This is a genomic window from Mycobacterium sp. IDUB_3, assembly GCF_055419585.1.
Genome location: NZ_JBVAXZ010000001.1, coordinates 4,364,254 through 4,385,967, shown reverse-complemented (window position 1 = coordinate 4,385,967; position 21,714 = coordinate 4,364,254). Strand labels below are relative to the sequence as shown.

The following is a 21,714-nucleotide window of genomic DNA, read 5'->3' as shown; positions in this document are numbered from 1 at the left end:
AAAGAGGTTCGGCGTGCAGACGATCGATCTCGCTTACGTCGGGCGGGGCATTCACGAGGAGCTGATCGCCCATGTCGCCGATCAGGAGGACTACTACCGCGACGAAGGTGTCCACGTCGCCATCCGCGACGGGGTGGGCTGGAGCGCGCAGCGGCTTCGCCACGTCGCGGTGATCGGCCTGGGCCGGGCACTGCTGTCGCGGCTGCACGACGGGATCGGCTGGAAAGCGTTGAGCGTCAACACCGATCGTCCGTTGTTCTGGTTTCTCGGCAACGCCGAGGTGAAGTCCATGGCGGATCTGCACGGGCGACGCCTGGCCGTGCACGCCGCCGACAACCCGCCGGGCACGTTCGCCCGGATCGTCCTGCGTAAGCACGGCCTGGACCCCGACCGCGACCTGCATTGCGTGGTGCGGCACCCGGGTGACTACCAGATGGACCTGCGCCGGATGCGCGACGGCACGATCGATGCGGCCTATGTCGGGAGCACCCTGTCCCCCGAACAGGTCGCCACCGAAGAGGGGTTTCACCTGCTGGCCTGGGTCGGCGATCATTTCCGGATCCCCACGGTGGGCGTGGCCGTCGACCCCGCCCACATCCCACCGGACAGCCCGGCGCTGCAGGCCATGATGCGGGCCCATCAGCGGGCGCTGCGGCTGCTCGTCGAACAACCCGGCCGCGCCGTCGACTACATCAACTGGTTCCTCGACCGGCTCACCGCCGATGAGGCGCGACGACACTACGAGCGCTATGTCGGCCCGTACTTCACCCCCGACTACCAGGTGGACCTGGGCATCGCGCAGCAGGCGATCGACGCGGTCGCGGGCGAACTGGGTGTCGCCCCGATAGCCGCCGCGGACTTCTACCAGCCCGGGTAATCGCCAGTTAAGCGGCCAGACCTTCGTCGGCACGCCGCGCCGCGGCCGCCCGCTTCCCGCGCCGCCAGCCCCGCACCGCGGTGATCGCGGACTTGAGCCCACGACGACGGCCGGTGACCGGATCGGTGCCCAGGAAACCTGGCTCGAGCTCGGCGAACATCCGCTCGCTGCGGGTCTCCGGCGCGTTGTCGGCGTCGTCCCGCAGGTACTTGTTCGGCAGCGAGAGCTTGGCTATCGTGCGCCACGTCTTGCCGTACTGGAGCAGGAAAGATCCTGTGGTGTAAGGCAAGTCGTACTTGTCGCATACCTCGCGCACCCGTACCGAGATCTCGTGCAGCCGGTTGCTCGGCAGGTCGGGGTACAAGTGGTGCTCGATCTGGTGGCACAGGTTGCCGCTCATGAAGCGCAAAGCCGGGCCGGCCTCGAAGTTCGCACTGCCCAGCATCTGACGCAGGTACCACTGGCCCTTGGTCTCGCCGATCATGTCGGTCTTGGTGAATTTCTCTGCGCCATCGGGGAAATGGCCGCAGAAGATCACCGCGTTGGCCCACACGTTGCGAATCACATTGGCAAGCGCGTTGGCCTTCAACGTCGACATGTAGGTCGCACCGGGCGACAACGAGGTCAGCGCCGGGAATGCGACATAGTCCTTGAGCACCTGCCGCCCGGCCTTGGCCAGGAACTCCTCGGTCCGCTGCCGGGCCTCGTCGTTGTCCATCCGCTTCTTGGCGATCTTGCCGAGCTCGACGTGCTGCAAGCCGACTCCCCACTCGAAGAGCAGCGCGAGCAATGTGTTGTACACCAGGTTGAAGATGTTGAAGCGCTTCCAGCGCTGGTCGCGGGTGACACGCAGCAGGCCGTAGCCCACGTCGTCGTCCATCCCGAGGATGTTGGTGTACTTGTGGTGCACGAAGTTGTGGGTGTAGCGCCAGTGCTTGGACGACCCGCTCATGTCCCACTCCCACGTCGAGGAGTGAATCTCGGGGTCGTTCATCCAGTCCCACTGGCCGTGCATGACGTTGTGGCCGATCTCCATGTTCTCGACGATCTTGGCCACGCCCAGCGTCACCGTCCCCGCCCACCAGGCCGAGCGGCGCGAGCTGGCGGCCAGCAGCAGCCGGCCGGTCACCTCCAGCGCGCGCTGGGCCGCGATGGTGCGGCGGATGTAGCGAGCGTCCCGGTCGCCCCGTGAATCTTCCACGTCCTGGCGGATGGCATCGAGCTCAACGGCCAGGTTTTCGATATCGACGTCCGTCAGATGGGCGAATACGTCGACGTCTGTGATCGCCATCGTCGTGATCTCCCTGCGGTAGTTTTTCGGTCCTTAACGTGTTCCAGACCTACGCTATCGTAACCTACGAAGCCGTAGGTTACCTGTGAGTAGCCTTTAAATGTCGAGCACGCAATCGCCGGACGCGGCGGAAATGCAGGTCTGCACCCGGGTCCCCGGGTCGTGCTCCTGCCCGGTGCGCAGATCACGGACGTGACCCTCCACCAGACCGACCACGCACGACTGGCAGATCCCCATGCGGCACCCGAAGGGCATCTGCACCCCTACGCCCTCGCCCGCGTCCATCAGCGACGTAGCCGCGTCGGCATCGACGGTGCGTCCGCTTCGAGCGAAGGTGACGGTGCCGCCGGCGCCGGTGGGTGCGGCCTTGGACACCGCGAACCGCTCGAGGTGCAAGCGCTCACCGATACCCGCGGCCGACCACACCTGCTCGGCCTCGGCGAGCATGCCTTCCGGACCGCAGGCCCAGGTCTGGCGTTCGCGCCAGTCCGGCACCTGTTGGTCCAGCACCGAAAGATCCAGCCGGCCCTGGGTACGCGTCTCGCGCAGGCGCATCCGATAGCCGGGGTGCTCGGCGGCCAGCGCGGACAACTCGTCGCGAAACATGACGTCGGACTGAGTGGGCGCCGAATGCAGGTGGGCGATGTCACCGATTTGGTTGCGGCGCACCAGGGTTCGCAGCATCGACATCACCGGCGTGATCCCGGAGCCGGCGGTGAGGAACAGGATCGACGCGGGCGCCGGATCGGGCAACACGAAGTTGCCCTGCGGTGCGGCCAGCCGGACGATGGTGCCCGGCTCGACACCGGCCACCAGGTGCGACGACAGGAACCCTTCCGGCATCGCCTTCACGGTGATGGTCACGGTGCGCGTCGAACCGGAGCCCGAGCGCGAGGCTGCGCCGGCCGGGGCCGAGGTGAGCGAATACGACCGCCAGCGCCAGCGCCCGTCCATCAGCAGTCCGATGCCGATGTACTGGCCCGGCTGGTAATCGAAGTTGAAACCCCAGCCCGGCTTGATGACCAGCGTCGCGGAGTCTTCCGTCTCGCGGCGCACCTGCAGGATCCGGCCCCGCAGTTCGCGCGCCGACCAGAGGGGGTTGGCCAGGTGCAGGTAGTCATCGGGCAACAGCGGCGTCGTGATGCGCGCGGCGAGTTGGCGCAGCGCATGCCAGCCGGGGTGCCGGTCCGCGCCGGCGACAACAGGTCGCGTGGTATCGACGACGTTGCCCGTGATCGATGGGTTACGTCTGCCCAGGGGAAGCTCCTGCTCACGATGCGGCGTCTGGCTTGCGCTCACATTGTGATCGATTCTGTGTGCTTCACGAAACCTACGGTACCGTAACCTACGGTGTCGTAGCTAGCGCTGCTGCCCGGTTTGCCTCACTTCGGCGGTCACATCAGCTCCAAAAGGAACGGCAGCTCCTGGTTGGCGTACCAGGCCAGATCGTGGTCTTGCGCATCGCCGACGATCAGGTCGGCATCCTCATCGCCCAGGTCGGCGGCGTCGACCGCCTCGATGGCCCTCGCCACCGCCGGTTCGGCCCCGGCGTTGTCGACGTAGGCGGCAATCACGTCGTCGATCGGCACCGGCCCGGACAGTCTGACCACGGCGTCGTCGAGGTCGGGGCGGTACGTGACGTCCTTGACCTCGGCGGCCAGCACCGCGCGGCGGGGCGGCGGGGGCGCCGACGACTCGCCGCCTCCTCCCGCTTCCCCGGCTGCCCCGGCCGCCAGCAGCCGCAGCGACGCCAGCGCCGCCTCGCGCAACGCCACGTCGGCGAGCTCGTCGTCGTCGCCCTCCGCGTAGGCCTCGCGCAGCCTCGGCGTCAGCGCGAATGCGGTACCGCTGACCGGCCACAACGAGCCGTCGGCGACGAGCTGCGCCAACATGGGCAGCGTGGCGGGGATATAGACGACCGTCATGGGCGGCTAGATCAGCGTGGCCGCGTAGTCGTCAACGTACGTCGACAGCTCCCGCGGCGGGCGCTGGTAGTTACCAGTGACCACGGGATGCGCCGGGAGCTTGACCTTCGGCGTCTCGACATCGTGGTACGGGACGGTGGACAACAAATGGGCCATCATGTTCAGTCGCGCGTGCTTCTTGATATCCGATTCCACGATGTACCACGGACTTTCCGGGGTATCGGTGTGCACCATCATCTCGTCTTTGGCGCGTGAATAATCCTCCCACCGGTATACCGATTCCAGGTCGATCGGGGACAGCTTCCAGCGCCGGACCGGATCGTTGCGCCGCGCCTTGAACCGGCGCAGCTGTTCGGCCTCGGAGACCGAGAACCAGTACTTGCGCAGCAGGATCCCGTCGTCGATCAGCATCTGCTCGAAAATCGGCGTCTGCCGCATGAACAGCGCATACTCGCGCGGCGTGCAGAATCCCATGACCTTCTCGATGCCCGCCCGGTTGTACCAGGACCGGTCGAAGAGCACGATCTCGCCCTTGGTGGGCAGGTGGGCGATGTAGCGCTGGTAATACCACTGGCCGCGTTCACGATCCGAGGGCACCGGCAGCGCGGCGATGTGGGCGATCCGCGGGCTGAGGTATTCGGTAATCCGTTTGATAGCGCCGCCCTTGCCCGCGGCGTCACGGCCCTCGAACAGCACCACCAGCCGCGCCCCGGACTGCCGCACCCACTCCTGCAGCTTCACCAATTCCGTTTGGAGACGGAACAATTCGGCTTCGTAGACCTCGTCGGAGATCTTGGGCACGGCCGACCGTGCCGACTCCTTCTTGGTCGGCTTGGCCGGCGCGCCATGGCTTTTCGCGGTACTCACAGCAACGAATAATAGCCCCACGCAGGCGTTTTCACCGCCGACTAGGACCGGGACGCCTCCAGCAGTTCTTCGAGCGCCTGGCGCAGCAGTCCGGGCAGCAACTCGACATCGCTCATGGCTTCGCGGTCGGCGTTGATTCCGTAGTACAGCTCGCCGTTGTACGACGTCACGCCGATGGCGAGCGCCTGATTGTGTAGCAGCGGCGGCACCGCGTAGGTCTCCAGCAATTTGGTGCCGGCGATGTACATCTGCGACTGGGCGCCGGGGGCGTTGGTGATGAGCAGATTGAAGGTGCGCTTGGAGAAACTCGGGAAACTGGTCGCCACCCGGATGCCCATCGCGTGCAGCGTCGGTGGGGCGAAACCCGAGAGCGTGACGATGGTCCTGGCGTCCACCAGATGGGCGGCAGTCGGGTTCGATTCGGTGGCGTGCGCGATCTGCGACAGCCGCACCACGGCATTAGGCTCCCCCACCGGCAGGTCGACGAGGAACGGCATCACCTGGCTGATCGCCTGACCGGGCCCGCTCGCGTCTAGGTCGCCGTCGTCGTACACCGGCAGCGGCGCCATCGCCCGCACCGTCGCGGTGGGTGAGACCGCCACGCCCCGTGACATCAGCCAGTTACCCAGCGCGCCGGCGATGACCGCGAGCACCACGTCGTTGACGTCACAGTCGTACCGCGCACGGACGGCGCGGTAATCCTCGAGGCTGCCCCGCGCGACCGTGAAGCGCCGGTGGCGCGACACGGTGGCGTTGAGCGGGCTGCTGGGGGCGGTGCCCCGGGCCACGGTGCGCACCAGGTCGACGGCTCGGCGTCCGGCGTCGAGCAGCTCGCCGTTATTGGTCAACATGCCACCGACCATCGAGCCGACGGCCTGCAGCTGGGCGCCCGGACCCGCAAACCAGTCACCGATCGCGCCCAACATCAGCCGGGTGGTGCCGGGATCGCGCTCCGGGATCCAGATGTCCTCGGGGAACGGTGGCGGGCGTTTCGTCCGGTCGGCGATGACGTGGTTGATCTCCAGCGCCGACATGCCGTTGATCAGCGCCTGATGCGACTTGGTGTAGAGCGCGATCCGGTTCTTGGACAGGCCTTCGACGAGGTACATCTCCCACAGCGGGCGGGACTTGTCCAGCGGCCGCGCGGCCAGCCGGGCGATCAGCTCGTGCAGCTGCTCGTCGCTGCCCGGGGAGGGCAACGCCGAGCGCCGCACGTGATAGGTGATGTCGAAGTCATTGTCGTCGAGCCACACCGGCCGGGCCGTGCTGACCCGCACCTCCCGCACCTTCTGCCGGTAGCGCGGTATCTGCTGCAGCCGCTGCTCGACGGTGGCCAGCAGCGTTTCGTAGCTCAGGCCGGCACGGGGGCGACGCAGGATCGACAGCGATCCGACGTACATGGGGGTCGCGGTGTTCTCCATCCGATAGAACGACGCGTCCGGCGGCGACAAGCGACTCACCATGCGGCGCTGTCCTCCTGGCAAGTTCGTCGCCCGTGCGCTCGGGGCTCCCGGGGCCCCTGCAGCCTGATGTCTTGCCCACGGTAACCGGGTGGGCCGTGCACCGGTCAGCGTGGGTACGCGTGCAGTCGAGTTATGCCATGATGACCACTGACCAACCACCGTCTGCCCCTCTCCAGCAGGCTTGAATGTCCGGCCGAGAGTTGGAGAGTGCGCGTTGAACACGAGTCCTGCTGCGAATCCATCTGACGCTTTCACCGTCATACCAGTCGTCGACTACGAGCCGCCGACGCAGGACCTGGCGCACACCGTCGCGCAGTGCCGGCAACCCCCGCGGTCCGCATTGCGCGGCCGCAGCGGCCACGCGCAGCCGCGGTCCTACACCGGGCAGCCCAGCAGGGCGCCGGCACCGGACCCCGGCGCCGTCATGTCCCCGCGGCTGCGTCAGGCGGGCGTCTTCGCCGACGCCGCGCTGCGCCGGGTGCTGGAAGTCATCGACCGACGCCGGCCCGCCGCCCAGTTGAATCCGCTGCTGGCGCCCAGCCTGGTGGATTCGGTGGCCGCGGTTGGTCGTTCGGCCGCGGGCCGTAACCGCGGCGCCGCGGTGTTGCGCCGGATGCGGCTGCAGGCGGCCGGTCACCGCGACCCGGACTCGGCGGCGGAGGTGTTCGGTTCCTACAGCCGCGGGAACCGGATCCACGCCATCGCCTGCCGGGTGGAGCAGGTCAGCGCCGCGGGCGGCACCCGCTGGATGGTGGTGGCCCTGCACATCGGCTGACGGCGGCCACCGGTCAGGCCACCGGTGCGGCGCCCGCCGGCCGCGGACCGCCCGTGTAGCGGGTGAGGATGGGCCCCGCGATCGCCATGATGAAAACGTAGGACGTCGCCAGCGCCGCGACGGCGGGTAGCGACTTGCCGGCCAACCCGATGATGATCAACGAGAACTCGCCGCGCGCGATCAGCGCGGTGCCCGCGCGCAGCTGCCCGCGCCGCGCCACGCCGTCATGCCGCGCGGCGAAGATTCCGGTGGCCACCTTGGTGGCCGCGGTCACCGCGGCCAGGATCAGCGCCGCCGGAAGCATCGGGACCAACTCGTGCGGGTCCACCGAGTAGCCGATCGCCAGGAAGAAGATCGCGGCGAACAGGTCGCGCAGCGGGCTCAGCACCTGGCGGGCCCGCTCGGCCGTCTCGCCGGTCAGCGTGAGGCCCACCAGGAACGCGCCGACCGCCGCCGAGGCGTGCAGGGACTCCGCCATCGCCGCCACGATCAGGGTGATGCCCAGCACCCGCAGCATCAGCTGTTCGGAGTCGGGGTGTTGCACGAGCCGCTCTACGTGGTGACCCCACCGGTAGGACGCGGCGAACGCCGCGAACAGAGCGCCCACCGCCACGGCCATGCCGCCGACGGCGTGCAGCCATCCCCCGCCCGACGCCAGGACCGCGAACAGCGGAAGATAGGCGGCCATCGCGAAGTCTTCGAGCACCAGCACCGACAGCACCGCCGGCGTCTCCCGGTTGCCGAGCCGCTGCAGGTCCTCCAGCAGCCGCGCGATGACGCCCGAGGATGAGATGTAGGTGACGCCGGCCAGGCACAGGATGGCCACGCCGTCCAGACCCAGTAGCCAGCCGGCGATCGCGCCGGGCGCGGCGTTGAGGACGATGTCGACGGCCGCCGACGGCAGGTGATGGCGCATGCTGCTGGAGAACTCGGCCACCGAGAACTCGCAGCCCAGGGTCAGCAGCAGCAACACGACGCCGATGGGTGCGCTGGTGGTGATGAACTGGCCACCGGCGGCCAGCGGCAGGATGCCGCCGTTGCCCAGGGCCAGGCCCGCCAGCAGGTACACGGGGATGGGCGATAACGCGAATCGCCTTGCGGCGGCGCCCAATACGGCCAGAGTGGCCAGGAGGGCGCCGAGTTGCAAAAGCAGCGTCCCCGAAATCTGCACCGGCTCAGCCTTTGTCGATAATCTTCTCGACGCCCGCGATGCCGTCTTCGGTGCCGATCACGATCAGAACGTCTTGGACGTGCAGCATCTCGGCAGGGCCGGGTGAGGCGAGCACTTCCTCGTTGCGCACGATCGCCACGATGGATGCGCCGGTGCGGGTGCGCGCCCGAGTGTCGCCCAGCGGGTGATCCACGAAGGGGCTGCCGGCCAAGATGTGCACCTGGCCGGTCTCGAGCCCGGGGATCTCGCGGGCCAGCTCGGTGAACCGCTCGGCGATTCGGGGCGCCCCCAGGATCTGGGCCACGGCCTCGGCCTCCTGGTCGCTGAGGTGGAGCAGCGGCCGGGCCTCGTCCGGATCGTCGCGGGCATACACGACGACGTCGAAATCGCCGCTGCGCCGCGCGATGATGCCGATGCGGTCGCCCTTGTGATCGGTGAATTCGTAGCGAAGACCGACCCCGGGGAGCAACACCTCCTTGACATCCATACCGTCAATCCTGACAGGTCGCCCGGCCTGCGGTAAGCGGCTGGATGCAAAAATCGTCAGCCCGGGGCGTCCGCCGGTTGCCTGGGGCCACCGCGCGGCCGACGGCCCAGCGGCAGCAACCTCGGTACCTCGCGCCGGTAGTTGACATAGTCATCGCCCAACGCCTCCACCAGGTCGTGCTCCTCGATCCGGGTGGCGACCAGGATGTAACCCGTCATGGCGACGGAGAACAGCAGATGCCCGGCCGTCATGGTGGGGGCCGCCCAGAAGGCGATGATGAAACCGAGCATGAGCGGGTGGCGCACCAGCCGGTACAACATCCGAATGTGAAAAGCTATGTGCGTGTAGGGTTTTCCGCGCCATGCCAGATACACCTGCCGGAGCCCGAACAGGTCGAAATGGTTGATCATGAACGTCGACGCCAGGGCGATTGCCCAGCCGAGCCAGAACAGCGTCCACAACACCAGGCGCCCGGCCGGTAGTTCCACCTTCCAGATGACGGCCGGCATCGTTCGCCATTGCCAATACAGCAGCACCAGCACGGCATTGGACAGCATCACGTAGGTGCTGCGCTCGATCGATGACGGCACCACCCGCGTCCACCAGGCCTTGAACCCGGGGCGCGCCATGACGCTGTGCTGCAGGCCGAACAGGCCGACCAGCACCATGTTGACCAACACCGCCTGGCCGATGGGCGCCGACAGCCCGTGATCGACCGTCCGCGGCACCCAGAAGTTGCCCAGGAAGGCGACAAGGTACAGGAATACGGCAAGAAAGAGCAGATAAGCGGCGGCGCCGTAGCCAACCGTCAGGTAACGCTTCATTAGCTGATTGTGCGCCTGATCGGCGCCCACACATATAGGTCATTTGCCCCAATTTCAGCCGGCGTGACCTGGGCGTTGCTGCCCGGCCCGTTCGATCATTTGAGGCAAACGCCCCATGTAGGGCGCAAGCGGTTGGACCGATGATCGCTCGTGACAGACCTACCTCGAGAAAATACGGAGACGAAATCATGAGCGAATCGACATGCACCGCTCCAGCCATCGAGCTGCTCGGTGCTCACCCGGCGCAAGCGCCCGACGGCGCCCGGATCGACGCAATCGATGTCGGCCGGCGCGTCAGCGGCCGGCAACTCCTGCAGGACATATCGCTCTCGGTGGAGCCCGGCGAATTGGTCGCCATCGCCGGCGGTAGCGGAGCCGGCAAAACCACCTTGCTGGAAGTGCTTGCGGGACTGCAACCGCCGTCTGCGGGGGAGGTTCGACACGACGGTGTCGTCCCCCGTACCCGCGCCGGCGCGACGGTCGGCTACGTGCCCCAGGACGACATCATTCACCTCGAGATGCCCCTGCGCCGCACCCTGCGCTACGCGGCGCTGCTCCGGCTGCCCGCCGGCACATCCGCGGCCGCAGCGGAACGGATCGTCGATGAGACTCTGCGGAGCCTCGACCTGGCCGACCGGGCCGACGTGCCGGTGCGTGCGCTGTCCGGCGGTCAGCGCAAGCGGGCCAGCATCGCCGTGGAGCTGTTGACCCGGCCACGCCTTTTCTTCCTCGACGAGCCGACCTCCGGGCTCGATCCCTCGACCGCCGCTGACGTGATGCGCCTGCTGCGCCGGCTCACCCAACACGGTGTCACCGTCGTCCTCACCACCCACGAGCCGGCCGGCATCGACCAGTGCGACCGGGTCGTCTTCTTGGCCCGCGACGGCCACCTTGCCTTCGCCGGCACCCCCGACGCGGCCCGGCGCTACTTCGGCGTGGAAGGCCTCACCGAGGTGTACGAGCGCCTGGCTCAAGAGCACACGCCGCGGATCTGGGCGGATCGATTCGCGGACAGCCGCGAGAAGCCGCCGACCCGGCCGGGCTTCACTCATAACGGGGTCTCGGCCACGCCGTCCGACGTCAATCGCACGGGCATGGTCCGGCAATGGTGGCTACTCACCCGTCGCAACGTCGACGTTCTGTTGCGTAATCGGCTGACCCTGGCGATCCTGCTCGGCTCACCGGTGCTGGTGACGGCGATGATGGCGACGTTGTTCAAGCCGGGTGCGTTCGATAACAGTGCCCCCGCCGGCGTCGGTCCGGCCCAGATCGTCTTCTGGATTGCCTTCGACGGCTTCTTCTTTGGGTTGACGTACGGCCTGCTGCAGATCGTCGGTGAGATGGCCGTCTTCCGGCGCGAACGCCTGGCCGGGCTCAGCGTGAGCGCCTACGTGGCATCGAAGGTGGCGGCGCTGCTTCCGGTTCTCGCTGGAGTGAGCGCGGTGTTGCTGGTGGTGTTGCGCGCGCTCGGTCGGCTCCCCGCGCTCGGGTGGCACGTGTACGCGTTGCTGTTCGCGACGATTGTGATCGAGGCGATTTCGGCGCTGGCCCTGGGCCTTTTCGCATCGGCCGCCGTCTCCAACGCCGCACAAGCGGCCCTCGCCCTGCCGATGCTGTGCTTCCCCCAGGTCTTGTTCGGTGGTGCCATCGTGCCCGTCGACCAGATGGCCACCCCCGGGCGGCTGATGAGCCTGGTGCTGTCCAACCGCCACGCCTTCGACGCGTTGGGCCGCGACCTGCAACTCGACCGCTACACCAATACGCTGCCGGCCATGTCCGTCTACCGGCAGACCTTTCAGGGAGGCAACGCCGTAAGCCTCATCGCGCTTGCGTCATTCGCCGTCGTCCTCACGCTGGCGACCGCGTGGTTACTGGATCGGCGATCCCGGCCCGGCGCATCCATGCGATGACGGCCACGCCGGACCCGCGATCCTTTACCGGGATCGCGGGCTCAGGCTTGGTGGATGCATCGCGGCGCCGAGGGCAGGTAGCGAAACGCATGCCGCGCCCTGACCAGCGACGCGTGGCCGTCGTTGAGCACCCTGTCCCACAGCACCGACGAGGGCGTCAGTTGCCGTTCCGACGCGGCGGCCGAGGGACCTCTGGCGTTGTTAGTCATGCGGAAATGTTCGGCTCGATTCGCCGCGGGGACATGGGCATTCACCCCATACATCGCGGAGGCTTCCTCAGTTGGGTACGCCGCCGGCCAGGCCGTGCCGGGTCGCGTACAAGCTGGCCCCGATCCGGTTCGAGACGTCGATCTTGGCGTAGATGTGTTCGACGTGATTGCGCACCGTCTTCTCGGAAATCCAGAGTGCCGACGCGATCTCCTTATTGGATAGGCCCTGCGCGACATGAAGCAACACCTCGGCCTCGCGCCGAGTCAAACCCGCCGGCCTGGCGGCTCTGCGCGACGGCCGGTGACCCGCGGCCTGCAGGACGGCTTCGACCGCGTCGCCGTCCAGGCGGCCGCGCACGGCTTCATCTCGCAGTTTCCTGGCCGCGGCGTCCGCGTCCCGGGCATCGCGATAAGGCCGCGGTTCCGTTGAGGAGCAATAGCTTTCGGCGGCAGCGAGCAGACGGTCGCGAACCGACAGGTCATCACCGCGCAGGCCGTTCGGGTAGCCCGAGCCGTCCAGTCGCTCGTGATGATTCACCGCGACCTCCCGGACGGCCTTCAGCCCACCCACCCGGGCCAGAATCCTGCCTGTCAAATATGGATGCAAATGCACTCGCTCGCGTTCGACGTGGGTCAGTGCGCCGGACTTCTCCCAGACCCGGTTCGACACACCAATGCGACCGATATCGTGAACGTAGCCTGCGCGACGCAGGATATCGATCTCGTCTTGCGGCAGCCCCGCGCACTGGCCTGCGCTCTCCGCCAACTGCGCGACGGCACGCGAATGGCCAAGGGTGAAAGGGCATTTCAGATCCGCGAAGTCACCCATGGCGCACAGGAGTCGGTCCAGCGCGGGCCCGCTCAGCGCTTCGCCCGGATCTGGAACCAGCTCGGCAGCGGTCGACCACACGTCTTCGTCCTCGCGCAGCAGGTCGTCGGCGGCGGCAGCGAACACCGCGACCATATCCGGGTCGAACTGTTTGCCGCTGCGACGGCGGATCTCCGCGATTGCCGCGCTCGCGCCGTAAGCGCGATGGTGCACGTCGGCGATGTCGGAGATCTGCGCCACCCGCATCGCCACGGGTATCTGGTTTCCGACGGCTCCGGCGGGAAGACCGCTGCCGTCCCATCGTTCGTACGCGTAGGGCAGGGCTTTGCACACATCGGCGCCCAACCCGATCTCCTCGGCGAGCAGCGCAGCCGACAGACAATGGGAGTGCACCAACGCGCCGAGATTCCCGCGTGCGTCCCAGAAAACTTTGGCCGCCAACTGGGCTCGTTTCGGCAACGTCGTCCCACGGCCCAAATTGGTCATGAGAAACCGACGGAAAGGGGCGCCGGACCAGTCGATGTAGTGGCTGTCATGTCGCACCGCGATATCGTCGCCGAACCACTGCGCATACTCGTGCGAGTCGGCGTGACAGCCGATCCACATCACCAGGGCGGTGTAGAAAACGGTCCCGCACTCGCGCTCGTCGAATCCCAGCCGCGTCGCCAATCTCGAGCCCATCGTGGCCGACCGCAGCATGTGATCCATCGGCTGTCCGAGCCCGAGGTCGATCGCCAGAGATAACGCCGCCAGAACGTCAGTCCGCGACACGGCTCCGTCGAAGGGCATGAAACTCGTCCCTTTCTCGACCCTCATCGGCGCGGCGTCACTATAGCCACACAACAGCCGATGCCTGATAAGCCTAGGGCATGGGGGTTGCCAGCCGCATGCTATCGCCGAGCGTGAAGCCAGCCGCACGTTCGGTGCCGAGTGTGCGGCCAGCCGCACGTTCGAGTGGGGGTGGGGCCCCGCTAGCGCCGCTTGACCGACTTGGGCGGTTTGGTACCGCGGCCCTGTTGCCGCGCCGCGGCGCGCCGTTCACGGCGGCTGGCCCCGCCGGGCACCCCGGCCGGCGCTTTGGCGTCGCCGCCGTTGCGCTGCACCGCCGCCGTGCCGTCCTCGGACGGTCCGGAATACGTCATGGCCGGCGCTTCGTTGTCAATTCCCTTGGCGCGCAACTGGGTTGGAGCCTCTTCGCGCACGGCCGTCGCGGTACCGCCCTGCTGCCCGGCCGCGGCAGTGGCGAACTCCTCCAGCCCCTCCGGCGCTTCGACCGGGGCGACCTGCGGGCTGGGCACCGCCTCGACGGTGACATTGAACAGGAACCCGACCGACTCCTCCTTCATGCCGTCGAGCATCGCCATGAACATGTCGTAGCCCTCGCGCTGGTACTCCACCAGCGGATCGCGCTGCGCCATCGCGCGCAGCCCGATGCCCTCCTTGAGGTAGTCCATCTCGTAGAGGTGCTCGCGCCATTTGCGGTCGATGACGTTGAGCAGCACGTTGCGCTCCAGCTGGCGCATCGCGCCCTCGCCCGCGATCTCCTCGAGCTCGGCTTCCCTTGCGGCATAAGACTTTTCGGCGTCTTTGAGCAGCTCCTCAAGCAGCTCCTCGCGGGTCAGGTCGTCGCGGTCGGAGTCGGCGTCGTGGTGGGTCAGCGTCGCATGGTCGATGCCGACCGGGTACAGCGTCTTCAGCGCCGTCCACAGGGCTTCGAGGTCCCAGTCCTCGGCATAGCCCTCGGCGGTCGCGCCGTTGACGTACGCGGTGACCACATCGCGGACCATGTCCAGCGCCTGCTCCTTGAGGTTCTCGCCCTCCAGGATGCGGCGGCGCTCGGCGTAGATGACCTTGCGCTGCTGATTCATCACCTCGTCGTACTTCAGGACGTTTTTGCGGACCTCGAAGTTCTGCTGCTCCACCTGCGTCTGTGCGCTCTTGATGGCCCGGGTGACCATCTTGGCCTCGATGGGCACATCGTCGGGCAGGTTCAGCCGGTTGAGCATCGCCTCGAGCGCGGCGCCGTTGAACCGGCGCATGAGCTCGTCGCCCAGCGACAGGTAGAACCGCGACTCGCCCGGGTCGCCCTGCCGGCCGGAGCGGCCGCGCAACTGGTTGTCGATGCGGCGGGACTCGTGGCGTTCGGTACCCAGCACGTAGAGCCCGCCGGCCTCGATCACCTCGGCGGCCTCCGCGCTGACCTCCTCCTTGACCTTGGGCAGTTCCTCGTGCCACGCCGCGTCGTACTCCTCGGGCGTCTCGACCGGGTCCAGACCACGCTCCCGCAGCCGCTGGTCGGCGAGGAAGTCGGCGTTGCCGCCCAGCACGATGTCGGTACCGCGGCCGGCCATGTTGGTGGCGACGGTGATGCCGCCGCGGCGGCCGGCCACGGCGACGATGGTCGCCTCCTGCTCGTGGAACTTCGCGTTCAGCACGTTGTGCGGCACGCGGCGCTTCTGGAACTGCCGCGACAGGTACTCCGAGCGCTCGACGCTGGTGGTACCGATCAGCACCGGCTGGCCCTTCTCGTAGCGCTCGACGACGTCGTCGACCACGGCGATGTACTTGGCTTCCTCGGTCTTGTAGATGAGGTCGGACTGGTCGGCGCGGATCATCGGCTTGTTGGTCGGGATGGGCACCACGCCCAGCTTGTAGATCTCGTGCAGCTCGGTCGCCTCGGTCTGGGCGGTACCGGTCATGCCGGCGAGCTTTTCGTAGAGCCGGAAGTAGTTCTGCAGCGTGATGGTGGCCAGCGTCTGGTTCTCGGCCTTGATCTCCACGTGCTCCTTGGCCTCGATGGCCTGGTGCATGCCCTCGTTGTAGCGGCGGCCGTAGAGCACGCGGCCGGTGAACTCGTCGACGATCAGGACCTCGCCGTCGCGCACGATGTAGTCCTTGTCGCGGTTGAACAGCTCCTTGGCCTTCAGCGCGTTGTTGAGGTAGCTGACCAGCGGCGAGTTGGCGGCCTCGTAGAGATTGTCGATGCCGAGCTGGTCCTCGACGAACTCCACGCCCAGCTCGTGCACGCCGACGGTGCGCTTGCGCAGGTCCACCTCGTAGTGGGTGTCCTTCTGCATGAGCGGGGCCAGCCGGGCGAACTCGAGATACCAGTTGGAGGCGCCGTCGGCGGGACCGGAGATGATCAGCGGGGTGCGGGCCTCGTCGATCAGGATGGAGTCGACCTCGTCGACGATCGCGAAGTTGTGCCCGCGCTGCACCAGATCGTCGAGCGAATGCGCCATGTTGTCGCGCAGGTAGTCGAACCCGAACTCGTTGTTGGTCCCATAAGTGATGTCGGCGTTGTAGGCCACCCGGCGCTCGTCGGGCGTCATCTGCGCGAGGATCACGCCGACGTCCAGGCCGAGGAAGCGGTGCACGCGGCCCATCCACTCGCTGTCACGTTTGGCCAGGTAGTCGTTGACGGTCACGACGTGCACGCCCTTGCCGCCGATGCCGTTGAGGTAGGCCGGCAGCACCGAGGTCAGGGTCTTGCCCTCACCGGTCTTCATCTCCGCGACGTTGCCGAAGTGCAGCGCCGCCGCGCCCATCACCTGCACGTCGAAGGGACGCTGGTCGAGCACCCGCCAGGCCGCCTCGCGGGCCACCGCGAAGGCCTCGGGCAGCAGGTCGTCGAGGCTTTCGCCGTCGGCGTGCCGCTTCTTGAACTCGTCGGTTTTGGCCCGCAACTCGGCGTCGGTGAGCTTCTCGATCTCGTCGGACAAGGTGTTGACGTAGTCAGACACCCGCTTGAGACGCTTGAGCATGCGACCTTCGCCAAGGCGCAGCAACTTCGACAGCACAGCTATGTCCCCTGTTGGTAGGAGTCTTGCATTGAGCGACTCCCATGGTAGGCGACGGCCAGGTGATGGCCGCCGAAGCGGCGATCGCAAGCACGGCAACGCCGGGCGTAGCGGTCGCCGCCCGAAGACCCCGTCAGGAGAGCCTGATCAGCCCAGTCGGATCAGGCCGTAGTCGTAGGCGTGCCGTCGGTAGACCACGCAGGGCCGTTCGGTCTGCTTGTCGTGGAACAAGAAGAAGTCGTGTCCTACGAGCTCCATCTCGTAGAGCGCGTCGTCGACCGTCATCGGCCTGGCCGGGTGTTCCTTGGTCCGCACGATCCGTCCGGGCTCGTGGTCGGCGTCCGCGCCGTCGTGCTCGGTCGACGGGGCCTGCGCCGCGCTGCGCGGCGGGACGGGTGGCGGCACCGCGGTCGCGGCCGCCAGTGACACCGGGGTCTTGTCCCCGTAGTGAACCTTGCGGCGGTCCTTGACCCGGCGCAGCCGGTTCTCCAGCTTGTCGACCGCCGACTCGAACGCGGCGTAGAAACTGTTGGCGCAGGCTTCCGCCCGCGTCACCGGGCCGCGGCCACGGGCGGTGATCTCCACGCGCTGACAGGATTTGCGCTGACGCCGGTTGGGCGCGTGCTTGAGCTCGACATCGAAAAGATAAATGGAGCGATCGAATCGCTCGAGACGGGCGAGTTTTTGCGAGACGTACAGACGGTAATGATCGGGAATTTCTACGTTGCGGCCCTTGAACACAACGTCGGCGGTGGTTGTCGGTTGGGCTTGCCCATCGGTGACGGGCGGTTGGTCCAGAATCTGACCGGAATCCACGGATAGCCTTGACATACGTGACAACTCGTTTCTCTCTTCACGTCACACGCGCCCTGCGTGCCCGGCTGCTTGATGCGCCGACGAGGTGGGAGCGGTTCGAGACTGGCTACCGCCGCAGGCTGCCCGCCGGAGCAAGGTGTCGATTACTCACCCCTTCCCGCGGATGGGTCTCACCTGGAGATTTTGCGACCAGTGAGTCAGACCGATGAGTCGTTCTTCGTTGTTTTCGACGTTAGCTCGTGTTCGCCTGCCGATGCCACTAATTTGGTCGAGCTGTTGCGAGTTCTTCACATGCTCTTGGCTAGTTCATGGGTTGGGCGCGGCCGCGGGCGATCACACCGCCGCGATCGCCAGCACCGCGGCGACCCGGACCCCGGCGGCGTGCAGGATCCGCACCGACTCGCGCGCCGTCGCTCCGGTGGTCACGATGTCGTCGACGACCATGACTTCGGCGCGGGGCGGCCGGCCGCGCAGCACCACCCTGCCGGCGACGTTGCGCTCGCGCGCGGCGGTGCCCAGACCCACCGAGTCGCGGGCGAGTGCCTTGAGCCGCAAGACCGGCGCGACCGTGATGTCCGGATGCCGCGCCACCGCGGCGCGCGCCAACCGCGCGACGGGGTCACCGCCGCGTCGGCGCGCTGCCGAACGCCGGGTCGGTGCGGGCACGACGGTCAACGGAGTCGGCACGATCCCCCACCACAGCAGGCGGTGCACACCGATGGCCAGCGCACGCGCCAGGGGGTCGACGAGGTCGGCGCGGCCCTGCTCCTTGAGCGCCAGGATCGCGTGCCGGCGGGTGTTGGCGTAGCGGCCGAGCGCGAAGACAGGGACCCCCGGATCGATGCGCGGGTTCACCACGTGCGGCTGATCGGCTGCCACCGACAGCTCGAGCGCGCAGGCGTCGCACCAGCGGGTGGATGGCGCGCCGCAGCCGCCACATTCGGTCGGTAGGAACAGGTCGAGCATGGCGCCAGTCTGCTGATCGGGTGTGACATCTGTGGCCCTCGCCGCTAGCCCGGCAGCACCGGGGCCGCCCCGGGAATCGTCAGCCCGGGCACCTCCGACCAGCCCTGCTGGCCGTCGGCCGACGGCGAATACTGCAGCACCCCTTGGGGTCCCGCGACGTAGGCCGTCGACGGGTTGGCGACCACGGTCGTCACCGGCATCTGCAGACCGTGCGGCGGCGCATCGGAGTTCACCCCGTCGATGTTCACGTAGGACACCGGATGGCTGGCGTCCGTGCGGGTCACCACGATGTCATCACCGGTGCGCCACGACAGCGACACCACCGAATTGCCCAACCCGAAACCGAGCCGGCGCGGGAAGGTCAGGGCGTACTGCCCGGCCTGGGTCTGCTCGACGCTGGCCAGAATCACCTGGCCGCCGATCACCATCGCGGCGCGGGTGCTGTCGCGGGACAGCTGCAGGTCGGTGATCGGCCCCGGGAACCGGGTGGCCACCGCCACCGAATCCACCGGAAGGCGCGCCGGTTGCCCGGAGGCCGGCTCCTGGATGGCCCGCAACACGTTGTTGCCGTCGACCACCACCCAGACCACGTCGTCCAGCGACCAGGTGGGGCGCGACAGGCTGTGCCCGTCGGCGGCCTGCACGGCTTCCTGGCCGAGGTCACCGATCCACAAGGACGCCGCCATGTCCGGGGCGCCGCGGTGCAGTGTCACCACCGACGCCACCTGCCGGCCGGTTCTCGACAGCGCGGCGCCCGTCTGATCGCCCACGCGCCCGAACGCGCCAGGCACCGTTACGGTGTGCTGGCCGTCCAGCGACACCAGGGAGCCGTTGACCAAAGCGTGCAGCCCCGCGCCCGCGCCGTCGGCCGCGCCGGGATCGGTGGCCGCGACGTCGGAGGTGGTCCACCCGTCACGGAACCGGTCGTCCAACGGCGCGCCGTCGGCACTGATCACGTACGGGCCCCGGATGTCGGCCCTGGCCAGGGTCCAAATGATCTGCGCCGCAAGCAATTGCCGGCTGTGCGGATCGGTGGTGGACAGCTTCTCCAGGTCGACGCGCGCCCCGCCGTATCCGCGCCCGATGCCGCTCTTGCCGCCGTCGGCCCGGGTCACCGGCCCGCGCAGCCGCAGCGGCGGGGCGAGCAGATTGCGGACCGTGTGCGCCATCTCGGGCCGTGGCCCGGCGATCAGCTTGGAGATCAGCTCGGTGGCCAACTGGTCGTGGTCGGGCACCGCGACGTAACGCGGGTCGGGAACCACCGTCTTGCCGGTCGGATCGGCGAAGTACAGCGTGTTGCGTTTGTAGGTGGACTGGAACTGCTGCCAGTCCAGGAAGACACCGTTGGGCAGCCGGTCGATGCGCCAGCCCCCCGAGGTCTTGGCCAATTCGATCGGCCCGGGGTCGGGCAGCACCCCCTCGGCGGTCTCGAACACCCCCACGTCGGACAGCGAACCCAGGATGTCCGCCCGCATGGTCGCCGAAACACGCTCGGCCGCACGGGTTTCGACAAACACCACGTGGTCGATCAGCAGGGCGCTACCGGCGTCGTCCCACGCGTTGGACGCCGACTGGGTGAGGAACTGGCGGGCGGCCAGGTGCCGGTTCGCGGGATCGGCTGTGGCCTTGAAGAATTCGCGCAGCAGCACGTCGGGGTCCATGCCCGGGGTGGGCTTGGGCAGGTTCGACGGCGCCGGCCGCTCGACGGTGCCGATGGCCTGCGGCGCCGACGAGCTGGGCACCCCCGCGCAGCCCGCGAGCAGCATGGCCAGCATCAGCAGGCCCACGAGTCGGCGCATCACAGGCTTCTCTCGGCGTGCTCTCGTTGGCGCGTACGGTCTTTCGCGTGCTGCGGGCCGCCGGGGGCGGGTTGCGGGATCGGCTTCATGGGCAGCGGACTGGTGGTCACCTTGTGCCCGCGCACCAGCGGCAGGGTCAGCCGGAAGCACGAGCCGTCGCCCGGTTCGCCCCACGCCTCCAGCCGGCCCTGGTGCAGGCGCGCGTCCTCGATGCTGATGGCCAGGCCCAGCCCGGTGCCGCCGGAGCGGCGAACCCGCGACGGGTCGGCCCGCCAGAACCGGCTGAACACCAGCTTCTCCTCACCCGGTCGCAGCCCGACGCCGTAGTCGCGGACGGTGACCGCGACCGTGTCCTCGTCGGCGGCCATCCGGATCTTCACCGGCTTGTGCTCGGCGTGGTCGATGGCGTTGGCGATCAGGTTGCGCAGGATGCGCTCCACCCGCCGGGTGTCGACCTCGGCGATCACCTCTTCGGTCGGCAGGTCCACCTTCAGCTCGATGCCGGCGTCCTCGGCCAGGTGTCCCACGTTGCTCAGCGCGCTCTGCACCGTGGTGCGCAGGTCGACCGCCTCGACGGACAGCTCGGCGACACCGGCGTCGTGCCGGGAGATTTCCAGCAGGTCGTTGAGCAGCGACTCGAACCGGTCCAGCTCGTTGACCATCAGCTCAGTGGACCGCGCCAGCGTCGGGTCCAGGTCGGCGCTGTGGTCATAGATCAGGTCAGCGGCCATCCGCACCGTGGTCAACGGGGTGCGCAGTTCGTGGCTCACGTCAGAAGTGAAGCGGCGCTGCAGATTACCGAACTCCTCCAGCTGGGTGATCTGGCGCGACAGGCTCTCGGCCATGTCGTTGAACGACATGGCCAGCCGCGCCATGTCGTCCTCGCCGCGCACCGGCATGCGCTCGGACAGATGCCCTTCGGCGAACCGTTCGGCGATGCGCGACGCCGAACGCACCGGCACCACCACCTGGCGCGACACCAGTAGCGCGATCCCGGCCAGCAGCACCAGCAGCACCGCGCCGCCGGTGATCATGGTGCCGCGCACCAGCTGGATGGTGGCCTGCTCGTTCTTCAGCGGGAAGATCAGGTACAGCTCCAGGTTGGCCACCTGAGACGACGCCGGCGTGCCGACGATCAGCGCCGGCCCGGAGAACCCGTCGGTGTGCACTGAGGCGTACTGGTAGGACGCCTGCCCCGCCTTGACGAAGCCGCGCAGCGAACCGGGCACCTGGTCGACGGGCCCGGCCGTGGTCGCCGCGCGCGGGCCGTCGCCCGGCACCATCAACACCGCGTCGAAGGCGCCGGCCATTCCCGCACCCGAGGCCGGGTCGGTCTTGGAGGTCAGCGTGTTGCGCGCCAGCTGCAGGCTGCTGTCCAACGAGCGCGCCTCTTCGCCGTTGACGATCCCGCCCACGGTGGTGCGTGCCCGCTCGATCTGCTCGATGGCGGCCTTGACCTTGACGTCCAGCACGCGATTGGTGACCTGACTGGTCAATACGAAGCCGAGAGCCAAAATGACCGCAAGGGACAACCCCAGGGTCAGCGCCACCACCCGTAGCTGCAGCGAGCGTCGCCAGGCAATGGCCACGGCGCGACTCACCGCGCCCATGCCACGAGTCATGGGGCCTGAACGTCCCCAGCGGCTCCGAGTTCGTCGCCGGGAGCCCCAGATCACTGCCGGCGCTCCTCCCCAACGCGACGCGC

At 67.9% G+C, this 21,714-nt stretch carries 18 protein-coding genes; 3 read left to right on the top strand and 15 right to left on the bottom strand.

From position 1 onward, the window contains the following. Positions 1 to 13 precede the first annotated feature (13 nt). Positions 14 to 877, top strand: a complete 864-nt coding sequence (locus tag ACZYVJ_RS20470; RefSeq protein WP_463832713.1) for an ABC transporter substrate-binding protein — start codon at positions 14 to 16, stop codon at positions 875 to 877. A gap of 7 nt (positions 878 to 884) precedes the next feature. Here the strand turns inward: ACZYVJ_RS20470 and ACZYVJ_RS20465 are convergent, their stop codons facing one another. The 5 genes from ACZYVJ_RS20465 to ACZYVJ_RS20445 form a co-directional block, all read right to left on the bottom strand. After that, the gene (locus ACZYVJ_RS20465) at positions 885 to 2,168 is read right to left on the bottom strand and encodes a fatty acid desaturase family protein (RefSeq protein WP_463832712.1); all 1,284 of its coding nucleotides are present in this window, start codon (positions 2,166 to 2,168) and stop codon (positions 885 to 887) included. A 96-nt stretch (positions 2,169 to 2,264) separates the two neighbouring features. Continuing rightward, a complete protein-coding gene (locus ACZYVJ_RS20460) occupies positions 2,265 to 3,425 on the bottom strand; it encodes a ferredoxin reductase (protein WP_463833078.1) in 1,161 nt (386 codons plus the stop codon). A 137-nt stretch (positions 3,426 to 3,562) separates the two neighbouring features. After that, entirely contained in the window at positions 3,563 to 4,093 is a 531-nt protein-coding gene (locus ACZYVJ_RS20455) for a DUF6912 family protein (protein ID WP_463832710.1), read from the bottom strand. Between the two features lie 6 nt (positions 4,094 to 4,099). After that, positions 4,100 to 4,960 (bottom strand): polyphosphate kinase 2, encoded by an 861-nt coding sequence (gene ppk2 / locus ACZYVJ_RS20450; protein WP_463832708.1) that lies wholly within the window; start codon positions 4,958 to 4,960, stop codon positions 4,100 to 4,102. A gap of 41 nt (positions 4,961 to 5,001) precedes the next feature. After that, a complete protein-coding gene (locus ACZYVJ_RS20445) occupies positions 5,002 to 6,423 on the bottom strand; it encodes a WS/DGAT/MGAT family O-acyltransferase (protein WP_463832707.1) in 1,422 nt (473 codons plus the stop codon). A 214-nt stretch (positions 6,424 to 6,637) separates the two neighbouring features. On the opposite strand from ACZYVJ_RS20445, the gene ACZYVJ_RS20440 reads away from it, so the two are divergent. Then, positions 6,638 to 7,198 carry an Rv3235 family protein gene (locus ACZYVJ_RS20440; RefSeq protein WP_463832706.1) on the top strand — a complete coding sequence of 187 codons (561 nt, stop codon included), beginning with the start codon at positions 6,638 to 6,640 and terminating at the stop codon, positions 7,196 to 7,198. Positions 7,199 to 7,211: 13 nt separating this feature from the next. On the opposite strand, the gene ACZYVJ_RS20435 is transcribed toward ACZYVJ_RS20440, so the two are convergent. Genes ACZYVJ_RS20435 through mddA form a run of 3 tightly spaced genes read right to left on the bottom strand, consistent with a single transcriptional unit; the run spans position 7,212 to position 9,680 of the window. Beyond that, complete coding sequence (locus ACZYVJ_RS20435) at positions 7,212 to 8,369, bottom strand: cation:proton antiporter (RefSeq protein WP_463832705.1); 1,158 nt, start codon at positions 8,367 to 8,369, stop codon at positions 7,212 to 7,214. A gap of 4 nt (positions 8,370 to 8,373) precedes the next feature. Further along, positions 8,374 to 8,856 carry a cation:proton antiporter regulatory subunit gene (locus ACZYVJ_RS20430; RefSeq protein ID WP_463832703.1) on the bottom strand — a complete coding sequence of 161 codons (483 nt, stop codon included), beginning with the start codon at positions 8,854 to 8,856 and terminating at the stop codon, positions 8,374 to 8,376. A gap of 56 nt (positions 8,857 to 8,912) precedes the next feature. Next, a complete protein-coding gene (gene mddA, locus ACZYVJ_RS20425) occupies positions 8,913 to 9,680 on the bottom strand; it encodes a methanethiol S-methyltransferase (RefSeq protein ID WP_463832702.1) in 768 nt (255 codons plus the stop codon). Between the two features lie 188 nt (positions 9,681 to 9,868). Here mddA and ACZYVJ_RS20420 point away from each other — a divergent pair, with 188 nt between their 5' ends. Then, positions 9,869 to 11,590 (top strand): ABC transporter ATP-binding protein/permease, encoded by a 1,722-nt coding sequence (locus tag ACZYVJ_RS20420; RefSeq protein WP_463832701.1) that lies wholly within the window; start codon positions 9,869 to 9,871, stop codon positions 11,588 to 11,590. A 41-nt stretch (positions 11,591 to 11,631) separates the two neighbouring features. On the opposite strand, the gene ACZYVJ_RS20415 is transcribed toward ACZYVJ_RS20420, so the two are convergent. From ACZYVJ_RS20415 to mtrB, 7 genes are all read right to left on the bottom strand, one after another. Beyond that, on the bottom strand, positions 11,632 to 11,799 hold the full coding sequence (locus tag ACZYVJ_RS20415; RefSeq protein ID WP_463832700.1) for a hypothetical protein: 168 nt from the start codon (positions 11,797 to 11,799) through the stop codon (positions 11,632 to 11,634). Positions 11,800 to 11,866: 67 nt separating this feature from the next. Next, on the bottom strand, positions 11,867 to 13,417 hold the full coding sequence (locus ACZYVJ_RS20410) for an HD domain-containing phosphohydrolase (RefSeq protein ID WP_463832699.1): 1,551 nt from the start codon (positions 13,415 to 13,417) through the stop codon (positions 11,867 to 11,869). Positions 13,418 to 13,599: 182 nt separating this feature from the next. Continuing rightward, positions 13,600 to 16,428 (bottom strand): preprotein translocase subunit SecA, encoded by a 2,829-nt coding sequence (secA, locus tag ACZYVJ_RS20405; RefSeq protein WP_463832698.1) that lies wholly within the window; start codon positions 16,426 to 16,428, stop codon positions 13,600 to 13,602. A gap of 147 nt (positions 16,429 to 16,575) precedes the next feature. Further along, positions 16,576 to 17,244: a ribosome hibernation-promoting factor, HPF/YfiA family gene (hpf, locus tag ACZYVJ_RS20400; protein WP_463833077.1), complete on the bottom strand. Its 669-nt coding sequence runs from the start codon at positions 17,242 to 17,244 to the stop codon at positions 16,576 to 16,578. Between the two features lie 333 nt (positions 17,245 to 17,577). Beyond that, a complete protein-coding gene (locus ACZYVJ_RS20395) occupies positions 17,578 to 18,210 on the bottom strand; it encodes a ComF family protein (RefSeq protein WP_463832697.1) in 633 nt (210 codons plus the stop codon). A gap of 44 nt (positions 18,211 to 18,254) precedes the next feature. Further along, positions 18,255 to 20,009 (bottom strand): MtrAB system accessory lipoprotein LpqB, encoded by a 1,755-nt coding sequence (lpqB, locus tag ACZYVJ_RS20390; RefSeq protein ID WP_463832696.1) that lies wholly within the window; start codon positions 20,007 to 20,009, stop codon positions 18,255 to 18,257. Then, positions 20,009 to 21,685, bottom strand: coding sequence for an MtrAB system histidine kinase MtrB (mtrB, locus tag ACZYVJ_RS20385; protein ID WP_463832695.1), 1,677 nt, complete (start codon positions 21,683 to 21,685; stop codon positions 20,009 to 20,011). Before mtrB ends, lpqB begins: the two co-directional genes overlap by 1 nt. Between the last annotated feature and the right edge of the window lie 29 nt (positions 21,686 to 21,714).